Annotated in this window: 8 protein-coding genes; 5 read left to right on the forward strand and 3 right to left on the reverse strand. The window is 33.2% G+C overall.

The genetic code is table 11. The features are described from left to right. Positions 1-133: 133 nt before the first annotated feature. Entirely contained in the window at positions 134-3,658 is a 3,525-nt protein-coding gene (locus U9O55_02965) for a hypothetical protein (protein MEA2088773.1), read from the forward strand. A 97-nt stretch (positions 3,659-3,755) separates the two neighbouring features. On the opposite strand, the gene U9O55_02970 is transcribed toward U9O55_02965, so the two are convergent. From U9O55_02970 to U9O55_02980, 3 genes are all read right to left on the reverse strand, one after another. Next, positions 3,756-4,412 (reverse strand): hypothetical protein, encoded by a 657-nt coding sequence (locus U9O55_02970; GenBank protein MEA2088774.1) that lies wholly within the window; start codon positions 4,410-4,412, stop codon positions 3,756-3,758. A gap of 96 nt (positions 4,413-4,508) precedes the next feature. Next, positions 4,509-5,657 carry an OmpA family protein gene (locus U9O55_02975; protein ID MEA2088775.1) on the reverse strand — a complete coding sequence of 383 codons (1,149 nt, stop codon included), beginning with the start codon at positions 5,655-5,657 and terminating at the stop codon, positions 4,509-4,511. Positions 5,658-5,718: 61 nt separating this feature from the next. Then, entirely contained in the window at positions 5,719-6,537 is an 819-nt protein-coding gene (locus tag U9O55_02980) for a hypothetical protein (protein ID MEA2088776.1), read from the reverse strand. A gap of 308 nt (positions 6,538-6,845) precedes the next feature. Here U9O55_02980 and U9O55_02985 point away from each other — a divergent pair, with 308 nt between their 5' ends. From U9O55_02985 to U9O55_03000, 4 genes are all read left to right on the forward strand, one after another. Then, positions 6,846-8,093, forward strand: a complete 1,248-nt coding sequence (locus U9O55_02985; GenBank protein MEA2088777.1) for a hypothetical protein — start codon at positions 6,846-6,848, stop codon at positions 8,091-8,093. Between the two features lie 4 nt (positions 8,094-8,097). Continuing rightward, positions 8,098-8,844, forward strand: a complete 747-nt coding sequence (locus U9O55_02990; protein ID MEA2088778.1) for a hypothetical protein — start codon at positions 8,098-8,100, stop codon at positions 8,842-8,844. Then, a complete protein-coding gene (locus U9O55_02995) occupies positions 8,834-9,952 on the forward strand; it encodes a hypothetical protein (protein MEA2088779.1) in 1,119 nt (372 codons plus the stop codon). Before U9O55_02990 ends, U9O55_02995 begins: the two co-directional genes overlap by 11 nt. A 117-nt stretch (positions 9,953-10,069) precedes the next feature. After that, positions 10,070-12,114, forward strand: a 2,045-nt coding sequence (locus U9O55_03000; GenBank protein MEA2088780.1) for a beta-propeller domain-containing protein, incomplete at its 3' end; no start/stop codon positions are given.

The following is a 12,114-nucleotide window of genomic DNA, read 5'->3' on the forward strand; positions in this document are numbered from 1 at the left end:
GTTGCGGCGGGCGAGTGTTGCGGCGAGCAAGGATGTTGCTGTGCACGACCGGTACTGGACGGCGTCCCGACGGATACACCCGGTTGGAATGCATGAGCAATATAATTGTATTCGGATGGCGGACGGGACGTACATGTCGTGTATCGTTGTCGGCGTCCCGACGCACACAACGCCAGGCTACCCGGCAACCATAGAAGAAATTAAAAAAGAGATTGAGCAAGAAGAACTAACAAAACCAGTTGAAAAAATTATAGATAATGATATTGGGGCAATGTTGAACACAGCCAAAATCAGAATTGAAAATATTGATAATCCAGAAGATATTGAAAAAAAATTAGAGCAAGCTGTTTTTGCGCAAAGCAAGGGGATTAGAGAAAATCAAGAAATAATGGAAAGAATAAATAATATTTTAGAACAAATTTCCAAAGAAGATAAAGTTAAGGCGGATGAAACAAAAATGTTAGGACTGACAAAAAGCGTTAGCGAGATAACAGGAATAGAAAAAGAAAAAATTAAACAAATAATAAAAAATCAAGAAAATAAAATAAAAGAAAAAGCAGAACAAGAATTATATTCAGGTTCGTTTAAAAGAAAATTAGCGATTGCTGGAGCGCGATGGGGCGCTTATATTGGATTAGGAGCTGGAGTTGGCGCGTTAACAATGGCAACGGGAGGAACAGCAGGAGTTTTTGGCGGTTCCGCGTTGGCTGGAATTCGTATGGCTGAAGGGGCTATAACAGCCAAAATTTTAGGTAAAAAATTAAAAATAATTGAAAACGAACTGAAAAAACAGTTAAAGGAAAACCAAATTGAAAAAGATAAATTTTTAACTGACATCATTGCTGAAATAGCTCTTAATAAGCAAGAGGAGATTGATCATCGCGGTGAAGAAAAGCAAGAAGCAAGAAATAATTTAGAAGAAAAACGCGAAGCTTATTTAAAAAAAGGAAAATGGACAGAAGAAAAAAAGAAAAAAGAAATAGATGAATATCAGGAATATTCAGAAGCTGTGAATTATTTGAAAAAAGATTATGAAAAATCTTTAAATGATTATTTGGACGAGCGTTATCCAGATTTAGATTTAAAGGAAAAAGAAGCATGCGTTAACGCTATGTTAGCTCTGTTTCAAAATGAGGAAAATACAGAGCTTTTAAAACAGGAATTTTTTAAAAAAGGCTTATTTAAAAAAGGAATTGATAAAATTCAAAAAGTTTTAGACAGTAAATGGCTTGGCGGAAAAGACACAATTGAAAAAAAATTAAGAACAGTCGCTGTTTTTGCCGGAGCTGGTTATTTAGCTCGGCAGTCAAATACTGTTAAAAGAATTTTATTTACATTTGCAGGAGCAAAAGTTGGTTCGGCGATGGCTGATTTAATTTTAAAAAATACAAGAGCAGATGATATTTTAAGTAAAGTTAAAGCAGAAGATTTAACAAAACAAACAGAAATATCTGATAATCTGTTTAACAAAGCTAAAGCGCAACTGATGGATTATAATTTTAAAAAAGAAAATCCAAGCGAATACGCGAAGTTAAGAGAAGAAGTTGAAAAAATAGAAAAAGAAAAAATTTCAAAAGCTGAAAAAGCAGAACAATTGTTAGCGGAAAATAATGAAAAATTAAAAAATAAAATTTTAGAAAAAAAATTAGCTGAGCAGGTTGTGAAAAGAGGAAAAATAACAATGCAGATACTTGGCGCTGGAGCAGGATTTGCGTTTGGCGAACTTTTTGTGCATTCAGCGCAGGCAAAAGCTAATAGCGCAAACGAGACTGATGGACAGATTGAAATAAAAGGCGACACTAATGTCACTGAGGACAACGCGACACAAGAAAACAAAGAACAAAAATCTGAAAAAATTTTAGCTGAAGAAAAAGAGGCACAAGGAATGAAAGAATTTCTAGATATTAATATTAAACGCCAAAAAGAAATACAAAAAGCTTTAGATATTTTTTGCAATGAAAATAATATTGATATTGTTAATGAAGAGAAATTAACTGATGAACAAGCAGTTGAATTTTTCAGAAACAGTATAAATCATAATTATAAACCAGAAAATATTAGTGTAGTATTAGAATCTCATATTAGCGACTGGGGAATTGTGGAAAATAAATATCTTCACTCAATTGATGTGTCTAATATTGGATCTTATGACGCAGGGGCATCAGATAAAGGCACTGAAGAGACAGAAACATATAAGCCAAAAATCACAGACAATAATTTTGAAAAAGATTCAACAGCAGAGTCATTAAAAAGTCCGTTAGTAGAATTTACAGATAAAAAATTAGAAAGTGTTGTTAATAAATATTCAAAACAAAATCATATTGATGATATAAATGATATTTCAGATTATCAACTTAAAGGGCTTATAGAAGAATTAGATAAAGAAAAAATAAGCCAAAATTCTCTTGCAAATTTTTTGCGTGATCAACTTAAAATGAACGATAGTGAAATTCAAAATATTGAAGCAAAAACATTTGAAATTAGCAAAGGGGATAGCATTTGGACAACAGCTGAAAAATATCTACAAGCTAAATATTCTGATTTTAATAATTTAGGAGAAAGCGACAAAACAGGAAAAAGCGCGGAAGCTCTTAAAACCTATAATATTGACAAGATAAAAGATAAAATTATTGAAATTATTAAAACAGGAGATGACGATGTTAAAAAACAATTTGGTCTGGAAAAAATTAACAATCCTGACAAAATCACTATAGATCAATTAAAAAATATTAAATTTGACGAAATTGATAAAACGGTTTTTAATGATGGAAAATTAACGGATGAATTAAGCAATAAAAAAATAGAAAACATTGTCAAAAATAATGAGACTCTAAAAGATTTTTTTCATAAACATCCAGACGCGCCTCGTTCAACACAGAATTATCAAGACATTTTAGACGGCTCTGGAAGTGTCGAAAAAACAAGTGTTCTTGAAATTGGGGGGCAAACAGATGAAACAAACGCGGTAAACATAGAAAAATTTGAAAAATTAAATATTTCAGGACAAAGAACAATTATAGACGATTTACATAATCAAAGTCGCGAAATAGATAAAATAACAAATGCGAGTGAAGACGCGAAAGATAGTTTGCGCAAAGAAAGAGCTAAAATTAATATATTAAAAACAAATTTGATACAAATATTTAACGAACAACATCAAACTGAAATAAAAGAGTATAAAAATCTAAATAATGAAATAGGTTGGATGGAAAAAGAAAAACTTATTCAAGCTAAAGACAATCTTTTGGTTAAAGGAAAAGAATTTTACATAAAACCTTTTTTAAGCAGGTATTTCGGAATATTTTGGGATGAAGAAAAATGGGAAAAAGCTAAAACATTAAATATGAGCGAGGTTTCAGATAAAAAGCATAGTGATATCGCGAATAAAAAATTATTATCTCATCTTAGTGAAATAAAAAAATCTTTTGGAAATCCGTTAGAGAGAGAAACAGTTGGAAAATATTTAGAAAGATTTGAAGTTGGCGAAGCTGAGAAAAGATTCGAATTAAATGATAAAAAAGAAAATCTTGAAAAGTTAGGCAAAATTATTGGACGCGAAAATACAGAAAGTGAAAATATAACAGATAAAAAAATTATAAATACGAATTCAAATAAAAGTCAGATTAAAAAAATACCAACAATGGACACGAGGGAATAAAAAAGTTATACTAAAATTTTTTTTAAAATAAAACAGCCCCCGGAGGTTTTTCCTTACGGGGGTTTTGTATTTTTTCGGCTGTTTTTTCCAGCCGAATTTATTGTTTTGTTTTTGGCAATATTGAGATAGTTGATTTATAAACCATTTCCGCTACTATTACCACGCAACGGTTGTAGTCAGCGTGACCAAACATCGCGGTAGGACCTCCTACAACAATTTGCGCGTTTATTGTTTTTTTCGCCACACTATCATTATTCAAAAGAAAATCCTTTATATTTTCAGACCGAGCTTGAGAAATAGCCTCAGTAATATCGGTCCTCCCTCCTATATCGCCATATCCGAGGATATAAGAGATTTTATAATCGTTCCCTTTTTTATTTGCTTCTTCCTTAAAATAAGGAAGGCATTTGTTGACGATTTTAGATCCAAGATCATCGGTTATATTAGATTGACCGACTTTAAAATTTCCAACAATACATGCCATATAGTCAGACGACATTTCTGACAAAATTTTCATTTCAGCCACGCGCATTGTAACTGACTGAATGTCAGCGCTGTTGGTTGTCGTTTTCTTCTCAACAGACGACATTCTTTTTTCCAGCGCTGTTAAACGTTGGCTGATATTATCTCTAACACTTGGCGTAGGAACTATAGCTTTTGTTGTGTCTGGCTTATTAATCTCAGACACTGGAACTAATTTAGTCTCTGGCTCTTTTTCCGTCAATATTACAGGAGGATTGTAAATCTCTGGCATACCTAGATTGACTAGCGCGGGTTTCGCGCACGAGGTTAAAAATAAAGCTATAACGATTACAAAAAATTCAAGATATTTTTTCATTTTTTCTCCTCCCTATTTGTCTATTTCAAGATATTCAGGTATTGTTTCAACCTGAGTTATTTTTTTCCCTGAGATAACATAAACGCGCCGATTGTTGGCGTGTTTTGTGAAGTCAGGATGTCGTTCACCTTCGGAAACATAACGGACGCGTTTTTGGATTTCTCCAAAAGGCATTCCATTATTACGCAATATATTTGCAACCTCAATCGCGACTGACTTGCTTCTTTCCATTCCAAGATGATCATTATATTTATCGCTTCCTCTTGTATCGCAGGATCCGATAAACCAAAATATCTGGCTTGGATTATTTTCCACATATTGGGAAATTTTCTCAAGCTGTTCTTTCTGCCCAATAATGTCAGACTTATCAAAATTGAAATAAATATCAGAAAGTTTGGCTTCTGGTTTTATTTTTTTTTCAACTTTTTTATCAGCAGGCTCTTTTTGCTTTTTAACAGGAGGAGGTCCATATCTATCAAAACATAAAATCCTTATTATCGGATTTTCATCAACATAGGATCTTGCTGTCCCTATGCCTCCGCCAAAAGCGCCACCGCCGATTATTTTATCTGTTTCTCCCGCAGGACCCATTGCTTTATTAATCACACCAGCTGTTCCTAAGGCTCTTATTTTTCCTACTGTTTCATATTTTATTTTTTGAAGAGGGACTACATAAATAACTCCACTTTCTTTTTTAGCTTTATATAATCCTTCCATAACGACAGCGTCAGTAACAGACTGTTCTTTGCCACAAATTTTTACTTCCCCAATCTTTATTGCTCCTTGCGGATGCCAATAAAGAATAACTATAGGAATATTATTGGCGTTAAATGTCGCCCAAAAATTAGACTCTATGTGTTTGATTTTAACGCCTTTCCTCATCCCATTTATCATTTCCATAGTTATTTCTTTACCATAACTATTTTCCCAAAATTTCCATCCTTCTTTTATATATGTGGGATGAAGAGGACTTGTAAAAGATGAGTCCATCTTGTATATTCCAGGAAACCCTCGCTTATCAGTACTACTCTCATAATAAGGATGATAATCTAATGAAGCGCCGGCTTCTGCTGAGGCTTCTGTTGTATCTGCAAACAAGTTTGTTGGCAAAAATAAAAATGTAAGTATCACGCAAAAAAATAATAATCGTTGCATCTTCATTTTTTAACTCCTTTTAATTGTGGGGCGGAAATTGTTATTATCTCCCGCCCCTGGTTTTTTGTTATATGATATTCCCTTTTGAACGCGATTTTGATTTTGCCTTAAAATTAATACCATCTGGAAATACTTCGGTCGTGGTCACGCTTTTGCCAACAGTTATCCCAACACCAGCTATGGTATTGGGGGCTGAACCGTCATAGCAAAAAGTCCCGTGATTCCCAGCACTCAAATCAACAGAATCGTTTTGTTGGCGTGATCCCGTTAAGTGTTCGCCTTCTCCGTCGATTTTTACTTCGCCATCTCTTGTCTGATCGGCTTTGGACGCGCCGATAGTTAAAGCGGATGAGGTGCGTTTCAAAATATTGCCGTCATTATTTTCAGCAACATTAACAAAAGTTCTTCCGCAGGCGTCAGCAGATCCATCAATATAAGGACCGTTTTCGCCTTCATATTCGGCATTGGTTATGTTTATCCCTCTGGCAAAATTGTCGTCTTCTCGGTCAATATTAGACCAATTTCCTTGACCAACATAACCTGCAATATGAGTATTTTCTTCTATATTGCCATCAGCGCCGGCTTCGGTTGCAATTTTGCTACGAGACCATGAAAGCCCGTTGGGACAACTGTCTCCTTTTAAAACAGATCCCAAGTTGGCATAACCACTTGCGTAATTTGTGCCAACTGCGTGATATTCTCCCATGTCTTCTGACATGGAATATCCGCCAAAGTTGCTGTCTCCGTGTTCATACAAACCACCACCATAAACATATCCGTCAGCGGTTTGCTGGCAACTCGGATCGCTTGGGTCGCAGGCCATAGCGCTTGAAAAAGCACTAAAAACAAGCAACAAAAAAATAGCCATAATGATTTTTGGTTTCATTTATTTTTCCTTTTATTTCTGTTTTTGATTTTTGTTATTCCGCTAATTTTGTAAAACAAAATTCGCGGTTCCTTAGCCGATTTTTAAAATTATAACATCACCTCCCTTTTTTTATTTAATTTTCAATGAGCTATCTTTTGTTTTGATTTATAGATTTTACCATTATTTTTCTTTTTGTCAATATTCTATTGACAATCAAGTTATTTTTTGCTATAATTTTGTATTGCTTTAAGAATGATTTTGTATTTTTAAAGTTGGACATTGACAATTCACATTCAATTAAAAACAAAATATTGGAGGGTATTGAGATGAAAGAAAGAATAATTTTTTTAAGTTTATTGTGTCGGTCTAAAATTGTTGAAATAAGCAACAGCGTGAAAGTCGTTTATTCTAAATTAAAATTCAATTTAAAACATTCTATATTACATTCGCAAATTTGGTCTAAAATCGTTGAAACAAAAGGCAGAGTGGAAGCTATCCATTGTAGAACAAAACAACGAAAGTCTATATTATATCTTAAAATCATTTTAAAATTTTTTATTCCTGAAAATTGGAATGACAAGCGTGATTTTGTCACCAAAACCGTAAAAGAGGACAAAGAAGGCAAAACTGTTTTTAAAGAAGTTAATGTCGTTGACGCTAACGGCAAATCTAAAAAAGAAATTATCAGCGAAGGTCGTAAACATGGACGCTGGAAGCGGCTAAGGAATTTTGTCTTTGCGGTAAGCGCTTTGTTGTTTATGTATTTTGCAGTAGGCGCTTTAGGGGAAAAATTATTATTCAAAATTTTTTTTCCTTTACTACTAACAGTAATTTGGTTTTGGCCTTTTTGGCCGATCAAAGAACATCTGAATAAGAAGAAAGTGATTTTTAGCATAACAATTTTTATTGTTTTGCTAACGCTTTTTTTAACTTATCCATTAGCGATAATTATTCAGCATGCTGTTTTGTGGGTATTGATATTGGCATTTTTAACTTTTATTATTGAAGAAATAACAGGAAAGGATCTTTATCCTGCCGCTGTTGTTGTGATAGGAATTGTGACGCTTCTAATTTCTTTGTTGTTAGGATTAGTTGACCTGTTTCATGATCATTCTTATTATGTCCAAAAAACTAATCTTACAGTAAATGAAGAATTAGCGCAAACTCAGGAATGGGAAAAGGCAAAAGCAAGATTGTCTTTATCAAAAAAAATCACTCTGGGAATGCATCTCTTATTGCCGGAAGAGAAAGACGAAAACTTTTTTTGTTCTATCAAAAAATTAGCAGGACTCTCAATAAAAGGTTGTTGCCCTGCCGAATTTAACAGAGTTGGTTCTGTTATAGGACGATTAGTTTTCTTTTTCTCTTTTTTAACCATTTATATTCTTCTTCTTTTCATATTTATTCCTGAAATAGCTTGGAAACATATAGAAGAAGCAAGAAAAAAACATGATAAAAAATCAAAAGGCGCGACAGGTAAGGAAGGTCTCAGCGCAATGGCTTATATCAGCTTTGATATGCTCGGCAGTATATTGCATGAGTTTATACAAGGCAGAGGTAAAAAAAAGGGATAAAAAAATGAAAAAAAAATTTATGCCAATAATGGGCATTCTTGGAATTATTATATTGCTCCTTGTCGGATTTTGGTATTTTATCTTAAGCCAAACTCCGCAGACTGAATATTTTGTTAATCTCAATGGGCAATTTGCTTCTTACGAAAAGAGATTAACAATATCCAAACCGTGTATTTTAGTTTTTGATGCTCAGGGGCAGTTCAAACTGAAATGTCCTGAGTCTATCAGCCATGACGCTTATGGCGGTATGACAGATCCTTGGGGCGACATAATTTATTTTACTGTTACTTATCAGGGAGAGACAAAACGATTAGCTGGTGTTAAATCGCAAATGAAAATTATGGTTCCGGGTGAAATTATTTTGAGTCTGGAATATGACAAGGAAGATTTTAATCCGAATTTGGATAAAATTTGGACAGGAAAATATCAAGAGCCAATCTTCAGTTATGGATCTGTCTCAATAAAAATTTTTGAGCTTCAAGGCGATGATAAAGTTTCTGATATCCCAGGACTTAAGAGTTTGACAGAAACTGAAAAGGACTCTATTTTATCAGTTCCGTCTGTTTTTAAACCAGGGTTTGAAATTTTAAAAAGAGCGATGAGTCTTGACGATAATAACAGCAAATACAATTTTTTTGGGTTAGAACCATTGCCTAAAGAAGAACAGGAAAAAATAAAAAAGGATTTTAAAAACGCAATAAATCTTTTGAAATCCACCTTTGAATTCGGAGGAGAAGAAAATGAAAATTAGCAATCCTACGGCTATAATTATAGTTTTAGCCACTATATCTTTTATGTGGTTATATATTTGGCCAAAATTTAGAAAAGATACCAATATAGAGATTGAAGACTGGAAGGATATTTTTAAAAAAATCCTTCCGAGTTTTATCGCCAAATATTTTAATTTGCTTTTTCCTGCTATCATATTTGTAATAGTAATGGGCGGTTTGGGAATTTTTGTAGATTCTCAACCGAGTGGCAGTTTGTTTAACGCCGTATTCACTAGCATTTTGCTTCTAATTTGTTTTTTAGGATTAAACAAATTAATAAAACTTGAAAATCCAGAAGCTGGGGCAGGACAACAAATTTTGTTATGGGGAATTTATGGATTAATTATTTTTACAATGATTCATAATACTTTTAACGAAATTATAACCAACAATATGTATTTTGTTGGGATGATTGGCGGGATATCAATGCTAACATTCGCATTGTTAATGACACAAGGACCGTTCAAGATTTTATTAAGTGGCGCCTTATTATGCTCCATATTTATTTTACGGAGCTACATTAATACAGGATATCTCCCTTTTACCAACGGAGAAAACTGGGAGGGGTATTGGCCGATCATCCTTATCGCCATTGCCACAACTATTTTGTTTATTACTTCTCATAAGCAAATAAAATGGTATGAGAGGTGGTCGTGCTGGGCTATCAGAGGCATCGCAATCATTATCATGTGTCCAATGATATTATTAGTCGCACTGATGATGATAGACAGAATTAGACCTGACGATATTTCACGTATAGCGGAATACAATCGGACAGCCAATTTTTCAAAAAAGTCTTATTCCTCAACTTGGAGAAAAAAGACGCTTGTGGATTATAAAATCCGCGAATCAGAAAAATTATTGGAAAGGTTTAATCGTGACGACCCATCTGTCACGACGGACGATATGAATAAAGCTACTGCCAACCGCGAGTTGGCGGTTGAAAAATTTTATAATGGAGCGGAAAAAATTGTTAAAAACGCTCCAAAAAGAAAAAGCATAGAAAATCTTGTTTTTTCAGAATTAATTTCTCTTTTTAGAGAATACAAAAACAAGATATCTATATTTATCACTCGCCTCCAGCTTTAAAGGAGGCGTAAAACAAAAAATCAAAAGGCGCGCTAAGGAATAAAAATCCACAGCCGCCTTTTTTCTTTTGGTTTATTTATGCTATAATAAAAATATCTAAATATTATAAATAAATTTATGGCAAAAAAAAATATAATAGAGGAGGAGCCTCTAATTAAAAAACACCACTTAGATATAAAAATTATTGTTTTCGCGATTATCGCTATTATTCTTTGCGCGATTTTTTATATTTTGGCGCTAACACCGACAAACAAAAAAACAGTTCAAATCAGCAATAATAAAAATTCAAATCAAGCGCAAAATAATAAAACAAATATTAACAACGCAGCTGATATTTTAGCAGATCAGTCAAAAATTAAAAAAATCAAAGACTATGACGAGCTAAAAGATTTTTTGCTTTCAAAGGAAACTCATTATCAGGGAGGAAATATGATAATGGAAAAATCAATGATGCTTAGAGCTCCAGCTGGCATGGGCGGAGAAATGCTGGATAGCGCGATGGCGACAGAAGCAGATTCAAACGATTATTCAGAAACAAATATTCAAGTTGAAGGCGTTGATGAAGCTGATATTATAAAAACAGACGGCAAATATATTTACGCTGTTTCTGAAAACGAACTTTTCATTATTAACGCGTTTCCGGCTGATCAGTCAAAAATAATTTCTAAAATTAAATTTCAATCCAAACCGCAAAATATTTATATTAATGGAAACAGCTTGGCAGTTTATGGAAGAGACGATTTAATTTATAAAACAGATTTGTATAAAACATTGCGTCCGAACAGTAATTTTACTTTTTTCAAAGTTTTTGATCTAAGCGACAAAAAAAATCCAAAGCAAATTCGGGACTTAGATTTTGAAGGAACATTTTACAATTCAAGAATGGTTGGCGATTATGTTTATTTTATTACGCAACAGCCGGCAAGATATTACAAAAATATGCCAGAGCCGATAATTTTATCTAATGGCGAAGCAATACTCAGGGAAAAAATGATGGATATCTACTATATTAATATGCCGTATAGCTCTTACAATTTTACGCACATAGCCGCTATAAATATTAAAAATAACAGAGAAATAATAAATAGTGAATCATATCTTTTGTCTTATGGGCAAAATTTATATGTTTCGCAAAAAAATATTTACATCACTTACACAAAATATATTAGAGAGGAAACACTAATGGCAGATTCAGTAAAAGAGGTTATATTTCCAATGTTAGATTCTGACAGTAGACAAACAATTCAAGAAATAGAAGCAACTTCAGAACGAGTTTTAAGTTATGAAGAAAAGGCAAACAAGATATTAAATATCGTAGGAATGTATGTTAGTTTGCTTTCACAAGAAGAGCAAAACGCGATAGAAAAAAAAGTAAAACAAAAATTAACTGAAAAATATGAAGACATATCCAAAGAGCTTGAAAAAACAGTAATCCATAAAATTGGGATTAACAAAAATAAGTTAGAGTATAAAGCTGTTGGCGAGGTAACTGGGCAAGTTTTAAATCAATTTTCAATGGATGAAAACAATGGATATTTTAGAATTGCCACAACCAAAAACAGAACTTGGTCGCGTCTTATGGACGAAGGGGGAAGTGAATCCTATAATAATTTATATGTTTTAGACAAAGATTTAAACATTGTCGGAAAAATAGAAGATTTGGCTAAAGGCGAAAGAATTTATTCAGCGCGATTTATGCAAAACAGGGCTTATCTTGTAACATTCAAACAAATTGATCCTTTATTTGTTATTGATTTAAAAAATCCAACAAATCCACGGGTTTTAGGCAAGCTAAAAATTCCAGGATTTTCAAATTATCTGCATCCTTATGACGAAACAACTTTAATCGGCTTGGGAAAAGATTCTGGCAATTGGAACGCGAGATTAAAACTGTCTCTTTTTGATGTTTCTAATGTAGGCGACCCAAAAGAAATTGATACTTATATTTTTGAAAACAAAAGAGGAAATTCAATCGCGCTTAATGATCATAAAGCGTTTCTGTTTTCCAAAGAAAAAAATTTGTTAGTGATTCCAATAAATTTGGGAGATTCAAGAATATTAACAGATGGAATTATAGAAGAAAAAATAATGATGCCTAATCCCAGTTCAAATGAATATTTCAATGGAGCCGCAATATTTTATATTGATGAAGACGGATTTGA

This window comes from Patescibacteria group bacterium (assembly GCA_034660655.1).
Classification (GTDB): domain Bacteria; phylum Patescibacteriota; class Patescibacteriia; order JAACEG01; family JAACEG01; genus JAACEG01.

Coding starts and splice junctions, on each gene's coding strand:
- U9O55_02980 (MEA2088776.1), bottom strand. CDS start 6,537: ATGAAACCAAAAATCATTATGGCTATTTTTTTGTTGCTTGTTTTTAGT.
- U9O55_02990 (MEA2088778.1), top strand. CDS start 8,098: ATGAAAAAAAAATTTATGCCAATAATGGGCATTCTTGGAATTATTATA.
- U9O55_02965 (MEA2088773.1), top strand. CDS start 134: ATGTCGTGTATCGTTGTCGGCGTCCCGACGCACACAACGCCAGGCTAC.
- U9O55_02970 (MEA2088774.1), bottom strand. CDS start 4,412: ATGCCAGAGATTTACAATCCTCCTGTAATATTGACGGAAAAAGAGCCA.
- U9O55_02995 (MEA2088779.1), top strand. CDS start 8,834: ATGAAAATTAGCAATCCTACGGCTATAATTATAGTTTTAGCCACTATA.
- U9O55_02985 (MEA2088777.1), top strand. CDS start 6,846: ATGAAAGAAAGAATAATTTTTTTAAGTTTATTGTGTCGGTCTAAAATT.
- U9O55_02975 (MEA2088775.1), bottom strand. CDS start 5,657: ATGAAGATGCAACGATTATTATTTTTTTGCGTGATACTTACATTTTTA.